Source organism: Demequina lignilytica, from assembly GCF_030418305.1.
GTDB lineage: Bacteria > Actinomycetota > Actinomycetes > Actinomycetales > Demequinaceae > Demequina > Demequina lignilytica.
On record NZ_JAUHPX010000003.1, the window covers coordinates 327,308 to 343,322 of the forward strand.

Consider the following 16,015-nt stretch of genomic DNA (forward strand, 5'->3'; position numbering starts at 1 on the left):
CCGCTACAGGGAGCGAAGCGCGACGGTGAGCTCGACCTCGACCGGTGCCCCCAGCGGGAGTGAGGCGACGCCGACCGCGGAGCGCGCGTGGCGACCCGCCTCGCCGAAGACCTCGACGAGCAGGCTCGAGGCGCCGTTGATGACCGCGGGCTGCGCGGTGAAGCCGGGAGCGGAGGCGACGAAGCCGGTGATCTTCACCACGGACTCGATGCTGTCGAGCCCGCCGGCGGCCTGCGCGGCCGCGGCGAGCGCGTTGAGCGCGGCGACCCGGGCGCACTCGTTCGCGCGCTCCGGGGTCACGTCGCCGGACCGCTGGCCGACGACCCCGACCGCGATCAGGTCGCCCGAGACGAGCGGCAGCTGACCCGACGTGTGGATGAGGTCGCCGATCCGCTTCGCGGGGACGTAGGTGCCCACCGGGGTCGCCACCTCGGGCAGCTCGAGCCCCAGCGCGGCGAGGCGCTGCGAGGCGCTCACGCTCAGCCGACCTTGGGACGCTTGAGGTAGGCCACCAGGCCGCCGGTCGGACCGGTCACCACCTGCACGAGCTCCCAGCCGTCGTCGCCCCACTGGTCCAGGATCTGCTTGGTCACGTGGTCGATGAGCGGCACGGTCGCGTATTCCCACTTCTCAGTCATGCCGCGAGCCTATCCTCCGCGTACCCCGCGCACCGGCCGGACGGGCTCTCAGCATCGCTGACTTAAACTGGAAGGCATGGCTCGTTCCCCTCGCCCCCGCACCCGCGTGACGCTCGTGCAGGTCGTGACCGCTCTGGCGGCGTTCGTCGCACTGTCGATCATGGGGGGATTCCTCCTCGCAGGCGTGGCTCTGCCTGCGGTGACGGTCGCGGGCTCCGCCGCCCAGGGGTCGGCCGAGCTCTTCGAGGAGCTGCCGCAGGAGCTCGACTCGGTGTCGCTCCCGCAGCAGTCGAACATCTACGACCGCACGGGGGAGAACCTCCTCGCCACGTTCTACACACAGAACAGGGTCGTGGTGCCGCTCGAGGAGATCTCGGTGTGGCTGCAGCGCGCGGTGATCTCCATCGAGGACAAGCGCTTCATGCAGCACCACGGCGTCGACGGCGAGGGCCTGCTGCGCGCGGCATACGTGAACCTCACCTCCTCGTCGAGCCCCGGCGCCTCGACGCTCACCCAGCAGCTGGTCAAGAACACGCTGCTGCAGCAGGCCATCGAGACGGAGGACGACGAGGCGATCGAGGCGGCGACCGAGGTCTCCCTCACCCGCAAGATCCGCGAGTGGCGGCTCGCGCTCGCGTTCGAGGAGAAGGTCGACCAGACCTACGGGACCGAGTGCAGCGACGAGGACCCCGCGGTGGACTGCGGCAAGGAGCAGATCCTCGAGCAGTACCTCAACATCGCGCAGTTCGGCACGAACATCTACGGCGCCGAGGCGGCCGCCCAGTACTACTTCTCGAAGTCCGCGAAGGACCTCAACGCGATCGAGGCGGCGACCATCGCGGGCATCACCCAGAACCCCTCGAAGTGGAACCCGGTGCGCTACCCGCAGAACGCGCAGGACCGCCGCGACACCGTGCTGCTGACCATGTACGAGCAGGGCGAGATCACCGCCGAGGAGTTCGACACGTACACCTCGATCCCGATCGAGGACACGCTCAAGGTGCAGCGGCCCAAGTTCTCCTGCGTGGCCGCGGCGGACGCGCCGTTCTTCTGCGACTACGTGACCAAGATCATCAAGAAGGACGAGGTCTTCAACCAGGAGGACTCCGGGCTGACCGGCGCCGACCTGCTCTACCAGGGCGGCCTCGACATCGTCACCACCCTCGACCTCGACAAGCAGAAGGCCGCGAACGCGGCGCTGCGCGAGTCGCTCCCGGCGGACGACCCGAGCGGCTGGGCGATGGCGCTCGTGTCGCTCGACCCGAAGACCGGCGAGATCCTGGCGATGGCGCAGAACAAGGACTTCGACCCGGCGGCCGACACCATCGACTCGACGGCGATCAACTACGCGGTCGACCGTGAATGGGGAGGCTCTCGAGGCTTCTCGCCTGGTTCGACGTTCAAGCCGGTGATCCTGACCGAGTGGCTGCGGAGCGGCCACGCGCTCATGCAGAACGTGGACGGCCGTCAGCAGGAGTACCAGGCGGACTCGTGGACCGCATCGTGCCTCGACGACAACTGGAACGTCGGCGGCGGCACCTGGGAGCCCGGCAACGTCGAGGGCGCCCGCGCCTACCAGCAGACGGTGCTGGACGCGACGGCGAACTCCGTCAACACCGCGTACGCGAACATGGCGAACCAGCTCGACCTGTGCGCCGTCCGCGACACCGCGGAGGACCTGGGCTTCCACCGCGCGGACGGCGCCGACTTCGAGATCGTCCCGTCCGTCACGCTGGGCACCCAGAACGCGTCCCCGCTGACCATGGCGCAGATCGCCCAGGTCTTCGCCAACGGCGGCGTGCGCTGCGACCCGCTCGCGATCCTGTCCGTGACCGACGCCGACGGGAACTCGCTCGACGTGCCGCAGGAGAGCTGCGAGCGCGTGATCGACGAGGAGATCGCGACGGGTGTCGCGTACGCCATGCAGCAGGTGGTCGAGCGCGGCACCGGTGTGGTCGCGCAGCTGGCCGACGGGCGTCCGGCCGCCGGCAAGACCGGTACCGCTCAGCTCAACAAGCACCTCTGGTTCATGGGCTACACCCCCAACCTGGTCGCGACCGTGTGGCTCGGGAACCCCAACGTGGACGAGCCCGGCCGCAACATCACGCTCAACGGCAGGTACTACAACGTGCTCTACGGTTCGTCGCTGTCGGCGCCGACCTGGAAGGCGTACATGGACGTGGCGCTCGAGGGCATGCCCGTCGAGACCTTCGGCGAGCCCAGCGACGACATCCTCTACGGCAACCCGATCGACGTGCCCTACATCGTCGGTCTCACCGCGGACGAGGCGCGGAACCGGGTCGCCGCCGCGGGCTTCCGGCTCGCGGAGTACCCGACCCGGGTCTTCAGCCAGGCGTACGCGCCGGGCATCGTCGTGTCGCAGTCGCCCTCGGGTCAGGCGCTTCCGGGCTCGACCATCTACTTCTCGGTCGCGACCGACGAGCGACCGGACTGGTGGTACAACTGGCCGGACGGCTGGGACCCGAACGTCGCACCCGACGACTGGTGGGGCGGTTCCTGGCCCCCCGCCGACTTCGCGACCAACCCGCCCTCGGGCTGGCCGTTGACCGACGACGGCTCGGACGACTCCGACGACGGCAACAACGGCAACGACGGGAACAACGGCAACGGTCGCGGCAACAACAACGACGGCAGCGACGGGAACTGACGATGCGGCGCTCCCTCGGCGTGGTCGGCTCTCTCGCGCTCGCGGCCGGCGCCGGGTTGGCGTGGGGCCTCGCCGAGGCGCACTCCTTCGTGCTGCGCCGCCGCACGGTGCCGGTGCTGCCCGCGGGCAGCCGTCCCGTGCGGATCCTGCACCTCTCGGATCTGCACCTGACCCCGTCGCAGCGGGACAAGGTGCGGTGGGTCCGGGCGCTGGCGGCGGAGCCGCTCGACGCGGTCATCACGACGGGTGACAACCTCGCTCACCTCGAGGCGGTGCCGACGGTGCTCGAGGCGCTCGAGCCGCTGCTGCGCCTCCCGGGCGCGTTCGTCCTCGGCTCGAACGACTACTTCGGGCCGCACCCCAAGAACCCGTTCACGTACTTCGCGAGCCCGACGCGGGTGCGTCCCGAGCCGGTGCGGCTCCCGACGGACGACCTGCGTCGCGGTCTCACCGACGCCGGCTGGCTCGACCTCGACAACGCGCGCGGCGTCGTGCAGGCCGCGGGGTCGATCCTTGACCTGGTCGGGCTCGACGACCCGCACATCGGCCGGGACGCCATGCCGGAGGCCGCCGCGCTCGCCGCGGGCGCGGCGACCCGCATCGGCGTGGTGCACGCCCCGTACACGCGCGCGCTCGACCGGCTCGCGGCCGACGGAGCCGAGCTGATCCTCGCGGGCCACACGCACGGCGGGCAGGTCTGCGTGCCGCTCTACGGGGCGCTCGTCACCAACTGCGACCTCGACACCAGCCGTGCGAGCGGCCTGCACGGCTGGCCCGGAGTGCGACCCGACTCGGGCGGCGCCGGGGCGTTCCTCCACGTCAGCGGCGGGCTCGGCACGTCGCCGTACGCTCCGGTGCGGTTCGCGTGCCGGCCCGAGGCCACCGTCCTGACGCTGGTGCCGCGGTCCTGACCCAGCCCGGGGGCCGCGGATTTCATGATTCGGCCCCGCGTCGGATATCCTAGGCAGGCTCAAAAACCGGGGTGTGGCGCAGCTTGGTAGCGCGCGTCGTTCGGGACGACGAGGCCGCAGGTTCAAATCCTGTCACCCCGACGGTTGTGAGAGAAGGGCCGGACGCGACAGCGTCCGGCCCTTCGTCGTCTCCGCCGCGAGTCGTCTCGGCGGTCGGGTGCGCGCCGGCAGTGCGTCGCGCGACGCCTCCCGCCCGCATCGTCGCACGATGCCCTCTCCCCGCGCGCGGACGGCCGGCACAACCTTTCGCGCCGCCCGTCTGTTCTAGGGTGCGAGGTCCCCAAGGGTGGCCGCGCTCACTGCGACTCGTGGGCCCGTCCAAAGGGGGAGGGCGCCCGCCGGCGCACCGGGGGCCGGGGGAGAGGATCATGACACGATCCACGCTCAAGCCCGCCCTGCTCGCCGTCGCCGCGGCGATCGGGCTCGCCGTGGCGATGGCCACGCCCGCCTCGGCACGCACCGAGGTCGACAGGTACGAGTTCCCGATGGGCCGGTTCTACGGCAACGCCGGCGTCCCGGGCGGTTCGACGGCGCCGTTCGAGGCCGACCTGCTGGTGTTCGCGGGCATGCACGCCCCCGACCTCTGCACGGGCGCACCTCCCGAGGTCTCGATGGAGCTCGACAGGATCCGTCCCGACGACGGGGTGGTGTTCGAGCGCCTCATCAACAACCGCGCCACCATCGAGGTGTACGACGGCGGTGGCGTCGAGCTCCTGGAATGGATCGACACCGTGTTCTGCCCCGCGGTCGAGGCGGGCTCCGCTCCCGACCCGATCGCCACCGGGGTGGGCAACCTGCAGGACCGCGCCATGGTCGACATCAGCGGGCTCCCCGACGCTGTCCACATCAGCGCGGCGAACTCGGTGCGGGGCACGGTGCGGACCGCAGAAGGCGAGCGCTGGGTGATCCATGCGGCCGCCACGGTTGAGGTGCACCTGACAGCCGACCCCGCAGGCGGTTGGATCGAGGACGCGGTGCCGACCGACGTCCACGTCCACGTGCTCAACCGCCGCTGAGCGCCCGCACACGCGCCGAGGCCCGGGTCCCCGCTGGAGGGGGGCCCGGGCCTCGGTCGGACGATGCGGCGGTCGCCTACGCGTTCGCCCCGAGCTTCGCGGCGACCAGCTCCGCGATCTGCACCGCGTTGAGCGCGGCGCCCTTGCGGAGATTGTCGCCGGACACGAACAGCACCAGGCCGCGCGTGCCCTCGAGGGACCGGTCCTGACGGATCCGGCCCACCAGCGAGACGTCGCCGCCGGCGGCCGCGAGCGGCGTCGGCACCTCCTCGACCCGCACGCCGGGGGCGGCGGCCAGGATCTCGTACGCATCCTCGGGGGTGATGCCCCGCTCGAACTCGGCGTTGATCGACAGCGAGTGACCGGTGAACACGGGCACGCGCACGCAGGTGCCCGCCACCATCAGCTCGGGCAGGCCCAGGATCTTGCGCGACTCGTTGCGGAGCTTCTGCTCCTCGTCGGTCTCGTTGGAGCCGTCGTCGACCACGGAGCCGGCCAGGGGCACCACGTTGAACGCGATCGGCGCGACGTACTTCACGGGCGTCGGGAACTCGACCGCCGAGCCGTCGTGCGCGAGCGCCTTCGCGCCGTCGACCACGGCGGCGGCCTGCGAGTGCAGCTCCTCCACGCCCGCGAGGCCCGAGCCCGACACGGCCTGGTACGAGCACACGACCAGGCGCTCGAGGCCGGCGGCCTCGTGCAGCGGCTTCAACACCGGCATGGCGGCCATGGTGGTGCAGTTGGGGTTGGCGATGATCCCCTTGGGGATGTCGTCCAGCGCCTCGGGGTTGACCTCGGAGACCACCAGCGGCACCTCGGGGTCCTTGCGCCACGCCGAGGAGTTGTCGATCACGATCGCGCCCGCCGCGGCGAAGAGCGGCGCGTACTCCTTGGACGCGGCGCCGCCCGCGGAGAACACCGCGATGTCGATCCCGGCGTAGTCGCCCGAGGCGACGTCCTCGACCACGATCTCGCGGCCCAGGTGCTCGAGCGCGCGTCCCGCGGAGCGGGCGGACGCGAAGAAGCGCACCTCCGCATCGGCGAAGCGCTCCGCGACCAGCTCGCGCATGACGGCGCCCACCTGCCCGGTGGCGCCCACGACTGCAACTGTCAGGCTCATCGTCCCGTCCCTCCGTAGACCACGGCCTCGCCCTCGGTGGAGTCGAGGTCGAACGCGGTGTGCACCGCCTTCACCCCCTTCTCGAGATCCGCGTCGCGGGTGACCACGGAGATGCGGATGTCGGAGGTGGTGATCATCTCGATGTTGACGCCCGCGTCGCGCAGCGCCGCGAAGAACTTCGCGGAGACGCCCGAGTTGGAGCGCATGCCGGCACCGACCAGCGAGATCTTGCCGATCGTGTCGTCGGTCGCGAGGGCGGCGTAGCCGATGCCCTCGTGGTCGCCCTCGATCGCGGCGATGGCCGCGGGGATCGAGGCCTGCGGGAGCGTGAAGGAGATGTCCGTGACGCCCGTGTTGGTCGCCGAGACGTTCTGCACGATCATGTCGATGTTGACGTCGGCACGTGCGACGGCCTCGAACAGCCGGGCCGCGGAGCCCGGGACGTCGGGGACGCCCGTGACCGTGATCTTGGCCTCGGAGCGGTCGTGCGCGACTCCCGCGATGATCGGGTCTTCCATGTCATCTCCTTCCTCGGTGCCGTCCGTCACCCACGTGCCCTCCAGGCCGGAGAAGGAGGAGCGCACGTGGACGGGGACGTTGAACCGGCGCGCGTACTCGACGCAGCGCGGCATGAGGACCTTGGCGCCGGAGGCGGCCAGGTCGAGCATCTCCTCATAGGTGATGCGGGTGAGCTTGCGGGCGGCGGGGACGATGCGCGGGTCGGCCGTGAACACGCCGTCGACGTCCGTGTAGATCTCGCAGACGTCCGCGCCGAGCGCGGCCGCGAGCGCCACCGCGGTGGTGTCGGAGCCGCCGCGTCCCAGCGTGGTGACGTCCTGGGTCTCCTGGTTGAGGCCCTGGAAGCCGGCGACGATCGCCACGCGACCCTGCGACAGCGCGCGCTGCAGGCGGCCGGGTGCGACGTCGATGATCCGGGCGCGGCCGTGGTGCTCGGTGGTGATCACGCCCGCCTGCGGGCCCGTGAAGGCCTGCGCGGGGATGCCCGCGGAGTTGATCGCCATCGCGAGCAGCGCCATCGAGATCCGCTCGCCCGCGGTGAGCAGGATGTCCATCTCGCGGGGGTCGGGTGCGGTGGTGACCTCGTTGGCGAGGTCGATCAGCTCGTCCGTGGTGTCGCCCATGGCGGAGACGGTGACCACCACGTCGTTGCCCGCGCGGACCGTGTCGACCACGCGCGCGGCGACGCGCCGGATCGCCGCGGCGTCCGCGACGGACGAGCCGCCGTACTTCTGCACCACAAGGGACATGCTTCTGCTCCAGAGGGAGGGGGGTCGCTTCGCCCTGCACACGGCGGGCACCGGGCCTCATTCTAGAGGCACGCTGCGCGGCGCACACACGCGAGCGGCTGGGCTACCGTGCCGTCATGACCACGCCCTCCCGACGTCCCGAGGTCCTCACCCGCTCCGGCTCCGCGAGGGGGGTCTGGCGCGAGCATCGTTCCGTCGACGGGGAGGTGTCGCGCGCCGCGGTGTTCCTGGGCATCCCCTACGCCGAGGCGCCCGTCGGTGACCGGCGGTTCCTCGCGCCGGTGCCGCGTGCGGCGTGGGACGGGGTGCGGGACTGCGCCCTGCATGGGTCCACCCCGCAGCGGCGCTCGCCGTGGGCGGACTCCTTCATCCCCGAGCCGACGGTCCCGGGAGCCGACACGCTCACGCTCGACGTGGGCACCCCGGACCCGCGCGCGGGCGCCGGGCTGCCCGTGCTGGTCTACATCCACGGAGGCGGGTTCGTCGGCGGCTCACCCGCGAGCCCGTGGTACGGCGGTCAGGCGTTCCAGCGCGACGGGGTGGTCACCGTCACGTTCGGCTACCGGCTCGGATTCGACGGGTTCGGCTGGATCGACGGGGCGCCGCTCAACCGGGCGGTGCTCGACCAGCTCGCGGCGCTCCGGTGGGTCCAGGAGAACATCTCGGCCTTCGGCGGCGACCCGTCGCGCGTGACCATCGCGGGCCAGTCCGCGGGCGGGGCGTCCGTCATGCGCCTGCTGACGATGCCCGCCGCCCAGGGGCTGTTCCGGGGCGCGATCGCGCTGTCCCCCGCGGACGTCCGGGTCACCGTCGACGACGCGCGTGCGTTCGGGACCCGGGTCGCCGGCACCCTCGGCGTGGCGCCGGACCTGGCGGGCATGCGATCGCGCTCGGAGATCGAGGTGCTCGACGCCCAGGGCGCCACGTTCCTCGACGGTCCTCCGGGCGAGGACGCGCTCGCGGGCCTGCTCGACGACAACCTACGGCTCTCGCCCGTGATCGATGGGGGGCTGATCCCCGGCACGATCGCGGAGGGCATCGCGGCGGGCGTCGGCGCCGACGTCGCGCTGCTGATCGGGTCCACCGCGCACGAGTTCAACGCCGTCGCCGCCGGCATGCGCGAGGCGCTCGACGGCGTCGAGCCGACGGCGGCGCTGGAGCGCGCCGGGATCAGCGGTCCCCTCGCGGCCGAGCTGGCGGCGCGCGTCGAGGGCGGCGATGCCGCCGACGTGGTCGGTCAGGCGCTGTCCGACGCCATGTTCAGGCGGCACGTGGCACGGTGGGCGTCGCTGCGCGCCGCGGGAGAGGCGGCATCCCGCACATGGGCCTACGACTTCCGCTGGAGCATCCCCGAGCTGGGGCAGGCCCCGCACTGCGCTGACCTGCCCTTCGGCTTCGACATCCTTCGTGATCGGGAGGCCATCCGTCGGGTGGGGCTCGCCGCGCCTCAGGCGCTCGCCGACGCCGTTCACGGCGACTGGCTCCGCGTCGTCGTCGACGGCACAGTCGACGCGCCGCCGCATGCCGACGGCACGGCCACGATCGTCTACGGCGACCCCGTCCGGGGCGTCGAGGCGGGGTACGCCTTCGAGCGCGCGTTCGCCGCCGAGACGCTGCCGGGCTAGGCGCTCGCGCGGCTCACCCAGCGCGCGAGGTGCGCCGCCTCGAGGTCGAGGGGCTGGGGGTCGCCTAGCGCGTTCGCGAGCGCGGCCGCCCCCTCGATCCCGCTCAGCAGGTGGAGGGCGCGCGCCCGGGCCGCGGCCGGCGCGAACCCGAGCTCCTCGAACTGGGCCGCGATCCAGCCGACCAGGCGCTCCTGCAGCGCCACCACGCGGTCGGCGGCGCCCGCACGGCGCAGCTGCGGCGCGAGCGTGCCGATCGCGGTGCCGCGGGCCACGATCTCGGACGAACGGTCGCCGTAGGTGTCGAGGAGGGCCGTCAGCCGGGCGACGGGCCCGTCCTCGAGCGCGCAGGTCGCGAGGATGGCGGCGAGGTCGGAGTCGAGCTCGTCGGCGACGCCGAGCACCATCGCCTCCTTGGTGCGGAAGTGGTAGAAGATCGAGCCCGCGGGAACCCCGGCGGCCGCCGCCACGTCGGCCAGCGTCCAGCCGTCCACCCCCTTGTCGCGGGTCAGGGTGAAGGCGGCGGCGCGCAGCCGCTCCGGCTTGTCCGAGGTACGGGGCATGCGGCGCTCCTGTCGATGGGCGTGCGACTGAGTGAGTCGACTCTATCGAGCGGGCTCCATCGCGCGCTGCCCCCACTATTGGGGGTGCACGCGACACAACGATCACCACTAGGTTGAGCGTCATGTCACACATGGAGGTGGACCGCGGCCTGGCGCTCGAGGCACGTGGCCTGCGCCGTGCCTTCGGCACCGTGCAGGCGGTCGTCGACGCGTCCCTCGCCGTGCCGCCGGGTCACGTCACCGCGCTGATCGGCCCGAACGGCTGCGGCAAGACCACGCTGATGCTGATGCTCGCGGGCCTGCTGCGCCCCGACGGCGGCGAGGTGAGCGTCGCGGGCAGGGATCCGCTCGCCGAGGGGGCGGCGGCCCGGGTCCACCTCGGGTGGATGCCCGACGTGCTCGGCACCTGGGACTCGCTCACCTGCGAGGAGACGCTCACCACCTTCGGACGTGCGTACGGTTTGGCGCGTGAGCCCGCACGCGCGCGAGCGTTCGACCTGCTCCGCACCGTGCATCTGTCGGAGTACGCCTCCCAGCCGGCGAGGGTGCTGAGCCGCGGCCAGAAGCAGCGCCTCTCCCTCGCCCGCGCGCTGGTCCATGATCCCGAGGTGCTGATCCTGGACGAGCCGGCCTCGGGGCTCGACCCTCGGTCACGGATCGAGCTGCGGGAGCTGGTGCGCGCGCTCGCCGCGGACGGCAAGGCGATCCTGATCTCCTCGCACGTGCTGTCCGAGCTCGACGAGATGGTCGACTCCGCGGTGTTCATGTCCAAGGGGGCGACGCTCGGCGCCGACGCCGACGCGGTGGTCGAGAAGGCGCGACGGCGATGGCTGATCACCGCGCTGCCGGGCACGGACGTCCGCGCGGTGCTCGGCGATCTCGGGCGACCGTGGGAGCCGGTGGGCGACGCGCCGGAGCGCGCCGCCGTGCACGTGGTGGACGAGGCGGACGCGGCGGCCCTCCTCGCGGTGCTGGTGGGTGCGGAGGTGCCGCTCATCGCGTTCGGCCCCGCGGGCAGCGCGCTCGAGCAGGCGTACCTCACCATGGAGGAGGACCGGCGATGACCGCGATCGACATCTCCACCGGGGAGACCCGACAGCGCGGAGCGTGGCGACCCTCCCTCTCCGGGATCCTCCTGGTCGCCCAGCTCGAGCTGCGCCAGCGGATCCGGTCGACGCGCTGGAAGTGGGCGCTCGCGGTGTTCGTGGCCCTCGTGGGCGCGGTCACGCTGCTGCTCGAGTCGACGGTCGGCGGCGAGATGTTCTACGGCGGCCCCGGTGATGTGGTGTTCGGGGTGCTCGTCTTCTTCGTGCTCTTCCTCGGGCTGCTGGTGTCGCCGACGCTGTCGGCCACCTCGATCAACGGCGACAACAAGGACGGCACGCTCGCGCCGCTGCAGGTGACGGCGCTGAGCGCCATCGAAATCGTGCTGGGCAAGCTGCTAGCCGCGTGGGCGGCGTCGTTGGCCTTCCTCGCGCTGTCGATCCCGTTCATGGTGTGGGGCTTCGTCGGCTCCGGAGCCCCCGTCGGCGCCGTGATCGTGACGGTGCTGGTGCTCGCCGTCGAGCTGCTCGTCGTCTGCGCGATCGGGCTCGGCTGGTCGGCGATCGCGTCGCGCACCGCGGCCTCCGCCGTGCTGTCGTACGTGTCCGTCGCCACCCTCAGCGTGCTCACGCTGGTGTTCTTCGGCCTGTCGTTCGTGCTGGTGAGCGAGCCCACCACGGTCCGCTACTACGACCAGCAGTACTACTACGACGAGACCGGCCAGGCCTACGACAGCTGGACCGGGGAGCGGGTCGACGACCCGACCGCGGACGGCTGCACGTTCCGCGAGGAGACCTGGGACCAGCCGCACACCGAGCGCACCTGGTGGCTGCTCGCGGCGAACCCGTTCGTGATCGTCGCCGACGCGGCCCCGAGCAACGACGTGGTCTCCGACAGCCGCTACGAGAGCCCGCAGACCATGCTCGGCTCCATCAAGTACGCGGTCCGCTCGGCGCGGCTCGGGCCGGAGACCGTGGTCAACTACTGCTACGGGTACGACAGCTATGAGGAGCCGGAGCTGCTCCCCGAGGAGCTCGAGCGTCGGGAGCGGCTCGCGGGCCTCTCCGCGGTGTGGCCGTGGGGGCTGGCGTTCCACGGCCTGCTCGCCGCGGGAGCCATCGTGCTCGCGGTGCGCCGGCTCGAGGTCCCGCACGGCCGGCTGAGCCCGGGCACGCGGGTGGCCTGACACCGCCTGCCCCCCTTCCCCGGACAGTCCGCACGGAGTCGGTCCCGGGTCTGCGGCGTGTCGATGTTCCTCGTCGGCGCGACCGCGGCGTGTCGTCCCGAGATCCGTGCGCACTGTCCGGGCGGTCGGGTCAGCCGACCTTGCGACGGCCTTCGAACGCGCGGCCGAGGGTGACCTCGTCGGCGTACTCGAGGTCGCCCCCGACGGGCAGCCCCGAGGCGAGGCGCGAGACGGTCACGCCCATGGGGACGAGCATCCGCGCGAGGTACGTCGCGGTGGCCTCGCCCTCGATGTTCGGGTCGGTGGCGATGATGATCTCCTCGACCTTCCCGTCGCCCAGCCGCCCGAGCAGCTCGCGGATGCGGAGGTCGTCGGGTCCCACGCCGTTCATGGGGTCGATCGCGCCGCCGAGCACGTGGTAGCGGCCGCGGAACTCCCGGGTGCGCTCGATCGCGACCACGTCCTTGGGCTCCTCGACCACGCACAGCAGGTCGTCCGCTCGCCGGGGGTCGGTGCAGATGCGGCAGCGCTCCTCCTCGGACACGTTGCCGCAGACCTCGCAGAACCTGACCTTGTCCTTCACCGTGGTGATCGCGTCGGCGAGGCGGCGCACGTCCGCCGGGTCGGCCGCGAGCAGGTGGAAGGCGATGCGCTGGGCGCTCTTGGGGCCGATGCCCGGGAGATGCCCGAGCTCGTCGATGAGGTCCTGAACCGCGCCGTCGTACATGGGGACAAGAGTAGGCGCAGCGGCCCGACCGGGAGGTCAGGCGCTCAGTCGTCGACCACCGTGCCGCCGAGCTCCTTCGCGAGGATCTCCGCCGCGCTGAGCCCCGCATCGTCCGCGCGGGCGTCGTCGTCAGAGATCTCCTCCTCGTCGAACGGGGGCTCATCCCACGGCGGGGGCTCGTCGTCGGGCGGCGGCGACGAGACCGGGGGCATCGGCACGGCGGCCGTCGCGGGGTTCGACGCCGGCGGCGGCTCGGGCGGCGCGACCGGCTCCGGACGGGCGGGGGACGATGCGGACGAGGGCCGGGACGATGCGGACGAGGGCGGGGCGGACGCGGGGGCGGCCGCGGCCGCCGCCATCACCGCGGCGGCGTTGGCGCTGGGTGCCGCCGCGGCCTGAGCGGGTCGCGCGGCCGCGGGTGCGGGCGTGCGGGACGCCGGCGGAGCCGCGCCCATGACCGCCTCGACCGTCACCTGCAGGCCCAGCGTCTCGCGGACCGCGAGCGCGACGTTCTCGGCGTGGCTGCCGCCGCCGAACCGGCTCGCGAGGCTGGCGTTGTCGAAGGCGAGGGTGAGTACGCCGCCCTCGATGGTCGCGACCTGGGCGCTCTGCTTGACCATGGTCCACGTGACGCGCCGGCGCTCGAGCGTGCCGAGCACCTCGTCCCACCGCCGGCGCACCAGCTCGGTGTCCTGGGCGCCGCCGGCCGAGCCCGACGGAGCGGGTGCGGCGGGGGCTGGTGCGGAAGCAGCGCGGGCGGGCTCCGGCGGTGCGGCCGGGGCGCGGTCAGGCGATTCGGACGGAGCCGTCTGGGCGGCAGGAGCGGCCGTGGCGGGTGCCGCGGTGCTCGCCTCGACGGGCGTGGCCGCGACGGTCGGCTCCGGAGCCGCGCGCACGGGGGCCGGGGCAGGTGTGGGCGTCGGTGCAGGCGCCGCTGCGGGCCGCTCGGGGGACGCAGCGGCCGGCCGCGCCACGGCCTCGCGCGGCGCCTCCGACGCCAGCAGGCGCGCGCACAGGAGCTCGAGGTGGAGGCGGGGGGACGTCGCGCCGACCATGTGGGTCAGCGCCTGGTTGACGTGGTCCGCGGCGACCGAGCCGCGTGCGAGCCCGAGCCGACGGGCCTGGTCCTTCATGCGGCCGAGCTGGTCCTCCGGCATGTCGCCCAGCGCCCGCGCCCCGCCCTCCCCCGCGGCGGCCAGCACCAGGAGGTCCCGGAGGCGCTCGAGCAGGTCCTCGACGAAGCGTCTGGGCTCGTGGCCCGTCGACATCACGCGGCTCACGACGTCGAACAGCGAGGCGCCGTCGGCGGCCGCGATCGCGTCGATCGCGTCGTCCAGCATGGTGGCGTCGGTGAAACCGAGAAGCGAGATCGCGCGGTCGTAGGTCACGCCCGAGTCGTCCGAGCCGGCCATCAGCTGGTCGAGCACCGACAGGCTGTCGCGCACGGAGCCGCCGCCCGCGCGCACCACCAGCGGCAGCACGCCGGAGGCGACCTCGACCTGCTCGGCCTCGCACAGGGTCTGCAGGTAGCCGGTCAGCACCGGAGGCGGCACCAGCCGGAAGGGGTAGTGGTGGGTTCGCGACCGGATGGTGCCGATCACCTTCTCCGGCTCGGTGGTGGCGAAGATGAAGCGCACGTGCGCCGGAGGCTCCTCGACCAGCTTGAGCAGCGCGTTGAATCCCTGCGGCGTCACCATGTGCGCCTCGTCCAGGATGAAGATCTTGTACCGGTCCCGCGCCGGCGCGAAGGCGGCGCGCTCGCGCAGCTCGCGCGCATCGTCCACACCGTTGTGCGACGCGGCGTCGATCTCGACCACGTCGACGGATCCGGCGCCTCCCCGCGCGAGCTCCATGCAGGACTCGCAGCGGCCGCAGGGGGTGTCGGTGGGGCCCTCCGCGCAGTTGAGGCATCGCGCGAGGATGCGAGCCGAGGTGGTCTTGCCGCAGCCGCGCGGTCCCGAGAAGAGGTAGGCGTGGTTGACCCGGTCCGCGCGCAGGGCCTGCATCAGCGGCGCCGTCACGTGCTCCTGGCCGACGACGTCCGCGAAGGAGTCGGGGCGGTAGCGGCGGTAGAGCGCGGTGGTCACGGGTACCAATCTAGTGGCGGCCTCCGACACCGCCACCCGCCCGTCCACCGGGCGTGCGCGCGGCCCGCGCCCGGGCATGAGAGGACCCCCCACGCACCCGACAGAGCCCGCTTACCCTTGCTTCATTCCTGACCTGGGGGAGTTGGGCGAGGTATCGCCACGTGAGGGGTCGCCGACCAGTCTAGCGGGCGCCGGAGGCGATTCGTCGCCCGCCTGAACCCCGTGTACCATTGGCGGGCCTGGAGGATTCGCCTAGTGGCCTATGGCGCACGCTTGGAAAGCGTGTTGGGTGCAAGCCCTCGGGGGTTCGAATCCCCCATCCTCCGCCAGATGACGTGTTCCGCGACGGGATGGTGGGTGTGACTCAGCCAGCAGCCGGCCGCCCCGGTGGGCGCCGTGCGAAGGTGCGCCGCCACCGTCGCGAGCGTCAGATCATCGTGTTCGGCGCGCTGGTCCTCGCCACCGGATTCGTCGCGCTGTTCGCGGCGGGCGTCTACAAGGGCACGATCGACGGCCCGTTCTCGGAGCCCTTCGTGACGCCCGAGGGTGCGTTCGATTCCGACGTGAACCTCGTCTGCCCGCCGGTCGACTCCATGCCGCTGACGCCGACCGAGGTCGCGCTGCGCGTGCTCAACGGCACCGACACCGGCGGCCTCGCGGGCAGCCTCTCGGAGGACCTGGCCGGTCGCGGCTTCGTCACGCTCGACCCGAGCAACTGGAGCCGGTCGTACTCCGACTACATCCGCATCGTCTTCGGCGCGGACGGCGTTCAGCAGGCCTACACCCTCGCCCGTCAGTTCGACGGAGCCGTGGACCTGGTGCTCGACAACCGCGAGGGCACGCTCCTCGACGTGATCGTGGGCGACGCGTACGTCGACGACCCGGGCCTGCGGAGCTCGCTCGCGCCGGAGCTGTCGCTCGATCTCGCGCTGTCCGCGAACGCGGAGTGCCTGCCGGTCAACCTGGTCACTCCGGAGCCGGCCCCGCGCAACCTCCCGGACAGCCCGCTCGACCCCGTGACCGACGCGTCGGCGAGCCCGTCGCCCAGCGCCTCGTCCTGACGCGAAGCGCCGCACCGCCCGCCGGTGCGGACGATGCGGCGACC

The 16,015-nt window shown here is 72.5% G+C and carries 14 protein-coding genes, 2 tRNA genes and 1 other RNA gene; 9 read left to right on the top strand and 8 right to left on the bottom strand.

The genetic code is table 11. From position 1 onward, the window contains the following. Positions 1-3 precede the first annotated feature (3 nt). Both QQX10_RS06920 and sp36 read right to left on the bottom strand, forming a co-directional pair. Positions 4-477, bottom strand: a complete 474-nt coding sequence (locus tag QQX10_RS06920; RefSeq protein WP_301119354.1) for a RidA family protein — start codon at positions 475-477, stop codon at positions 4-6. Positions 478-479: 2 nt separating this feature from the next. Continuing rightward, positions 480-638 (bottom strand): Sp36 family protein, encoded by a 159-nt coding sequence (sp36, locus tag QQX10_RS06925; RefSeq protein ID WP_301119356.1) that lies wholly within the window; start codon positions 636-638, stop codon positions 480-482. A gap of 160 nt (positions 639-798) precedes the next feature. On the opposite strand from sp36, the gene QQX10_RS06930 reads away from it, so the two are divergent. From QQX10_RS06930 to QQX10_RS06945, 4 genes are all read left to right on the top strand, one after another. Beyond that, complete coding sequence (locus QQX10_RS06930; RefSeq protein WP_439710116.1) at positions 799-3,306, top strand: penicillin-binding protein; 2,508 nt, start codon at positions 799-801, stop codon at positions 3,304-3,306. A 2-nt stretch (positions 3,307-3,308) separates the two neighbouring features. After that, positions 3,309-4,217, top strand: coding sequence for a metallophosphoesterase (locus tag QQX10_RS06935; RefSeq protein ID WP_301119360.1), 909 nt, complete (start codon positions 3,309-3,311; stop codon positions 4,215-4,217). A gap of 67 nt (positions 4,218-4,284) precedes the next feature. After that, positions 4,285-4,358 (top strand) — tRNA-Pro (locus tag QQX10_RS06940). Positions 4,359-4,645: 287 nt separating this feature from the next. Then, positions 4,646-5,293, top strand: a complete 648-nt coding sequence (locus QQX10_RS06945) for a hypothetical protein (RefSeq protein ID WP_301121981.1) — start codon at positions 4,646-4,648, stop codon at positions 5,291-5,293. A 76-nt stretch (positions 5,294-5,369) separates the two neighbouring features. On the opposite strand, the gene QQX10_RS06950 is transcribed toward QQX10_RS06945, so the two are convergent. Together QQX10_RS06950 and QQX10_RS06955 are read right to left on the bottom strand one after the other, a co-directional pair. Continuing rightward, positions 5,370-6,413, bottom strand: coding sequence for an aspartate-semialdehyde dehydrogenase (locus tag QQX10_RS06950; protein ID WP_301121979.1), 1,044 nt, complete (start codon positions 6,411-6,413; stop codon positions 5,370-5,372). Beyond that, positions 6,410-7,681, bottom strand: coding sequence for an aspartate kinase (locus QQX10_RS06955; RefSeq protein ID WP_301121977.1), 1,272 nt, complete (start codon positions 7,679-7,681; stop codon positions 6,410-6,412). Before QQX10_RS06955 ends, QQX10_RS06950 begins: the two co-directional genes overlap by 4 nt. 116 nt (positions 7,682-7,797) lie before the next feature. Between QQX10_RS06955 and QQX10_RS06960 the strand changes: the two genes are divergently transcribed. Then, positions 7,798-9,306, top strand: a complete 1,509-nt coding sequence (locus QQX10_RS06960; RefSeq protein ID WP_301121975.1) for a carboxylesterase/lipase family protein — start codon at positions 7,798-7,800, stop codon at positions 9,304-9,306. On the opposite strand, the gene QQX10_RS06965 is transcribed toward QQX10_RS06960, so the two are convergent. Further along, entirely contained in the window at positions 9,303-9,866 is a 564-nt protein-coding gene (locus QQX10_RS06965; RefSeq protein ID WP_301121973.1) for a TetR/AcrR family transcriptional regulator, read from the bottom strand. The genes QQX10_RS06960 and QQX10_RS06965 overlap by 4 nt on opposite strands. Positions 9,867-9,988: 122 nt before the next feature. Between QQX10_RS06965 and QQX10_RS06970 the strand changes: the two genes are divergently transcribed. Together QQX10_RS06970 and QQX10_RS06975 are read left to right on the top strand one after the other, a co-directional pair. Continuing rightward, the gene (locus QQX10_RS06970) at positions 9,989-10,930 is read left to right on the top strand and encodes an ABC transporter ATP-binding protein (RefSeq protein WP_367281261.1); all 942 of its coding nucleotides are present in this window, start codon (positions 9,989-9,991) and stop codon (positions 10,928-10,930) included. Further along, entirely contained in the window at positions 10,927-12,096 is a 1,170-nt protein-coding gene (locus QQX10_RS06975) for an ABC transporter permease (protein ID WP_301121971.1), read from the top strand. Before QQX10_RS06970 ends, QQX10_RS06975 begins: the two co-directional genes overlap by 4 nt. Before the next feature lie 130 nt (positions 12,097-12,226). Here the strand turns inward: QQX10_RS06975 and recR are convergent, their stop codons facing one another. The 3 genes from recR to ffs all read right to left on the bottom strand — a co-directional run bounded on the left by recR (position 12,227) and on the right by ffs (position 15,084). Further along, the gene (gene recR / locus QQX10_RS06980) at positions 12,227-12,823 is read right to left on the bottom strand and encodes a recombination mediator RecR (protein WP_301121969.1); all 597 of its coding nucleotides are present in this window, start codon (positions 12,821-12,823) and stop codon (positions 12,227-12,229) included. Positions 12,824-12,867: 44 nt separating this feature from the next. After that, positions 12,868-14,910, bottom strand: coding sequence for a DNA polymerase III subunit gamma and tau (locus QQX10_RS06985; RefSeq protein ID WP_301121967.1), 2,043 nt, complete (start codon positions 14,908-14,910; stop codon positions 12,868-12,870). Between the two features lie 77 nt (positions 14,911-14,987). Then, an RNA gene (gene ffs / locus QQX10_RS06990) (signal recognition particle sRNA small type) lies at positions 14,988-15,084 on the bottom strand. Positions 15,085-15,151: 67 nt separating this feature from the next. Between ffs and QQX10_RS06995 the strand changes: the two genes are divergently transcribed. Next, positions 15,152-15,239: transfer RNA gene (locus QQX10_RS06995), tRNA-Ser, on the top strand. Between the two features lie 30 nt (positions 15,240-15,269). Further along, the gene (locus tag QQX10_RS07000) at positions 15,270-15,971 is read left to right on the top strand and encodes a LytR C-terminal domain-containing protein (protein WP_301121965.1); all 702 of its coding nucleotides are present in this window, start codon (positions 15,270-15,272) and stop codon (positions 15,969-15,971) included. Positions 15,972-16,015 lie beyond the last annotated feature (44 nt).

What these genes read in the sequence shown, in the direction of transcription:
- QQX10_RS06950 (WP_301121979.1), bottom strand. Translation starts at nt 6,413, where the DNA reads ATGAGCCTGACAGTTGCAGTCGTGGGCGCCACCGGGCAGGTGGGCGCC.
- QQX10_RS06945 (WP_301121981.1), top strand. Translation starts at nt 4,646, where the DNA reads ATGACACGATCCACGCTCAAGCCCGCCCTGCTCGCCGTCGCCGCGGCG.
- QQX10_RS06960 (WP_301121975.1), top strand. Translation starts at nt 7,798, where the DNA reads ATGACCACGCCCTCCCGACGTCCCGAGGTCCTCACCCGCTCCGGCTCC.
- QQX10_RS06955 (WP_301121977.1), bottom strand. Translation starts at nt 7,681, where the DNA reads ATGTCCCTTGTGGTGCAGAAGTACGGCGGCTCGTCCGTCGCGGACGCC.
- QQX10_RS06970 (WP_367281261.1), top strand. Translation starts at nt 9,989, where the DNA reads ATGTCACACATGGAGGTGGACCGCGGCCTGGCGCTCGAGGCACGTGGC.
- recR (WP_301121969.1), bottom strand. Translation starts at nt 12,823, where the DNA reads ATGTACGACGGCGCGGTTCAGGACCTCATCGACGAGCTCGGGCATCTC.
- QQX10_RS06975 (WP_301121971.1), top strand. Translation starts at nt 10,927, where the DNA reads ATGACCGCGATCGACATCTCCACCGGGGAGACCCGACAGCGCGGAGCG.
- QQX10_RS06935 (WP_301119360.1), top strand. Translation starts at nt 3,309, where the DNA reads ATGCGGCGCTCCCTCGGCGTGGTCGGCTCTCTCGCGCTCGCGGCCGGC.
- sp36 (WP_301119356.1), bottom strand. Translation starts at nt 638, where the DNA reads ATGACTGAGAAGTGGGAATACGCGACCGTGCCGCTCATCGACCACGTG.
- QQX10_RS06930 (WP_439710116.1), top strand. Translation starts at nt 799, where the DNA reads ATGGGGGGATTCCTCCTCGCAGGCGTGGCTCTGCCTGCGGTGACGGTC.
- QQX10_RS06965 (WP_301121973.1), bottom strand. Translation starts at nt 9,866, where the DNA reads ATGCCCCGTACCTCGGACAAGCCGGAGCGGCTGCGCGCCGCCGCCTTC.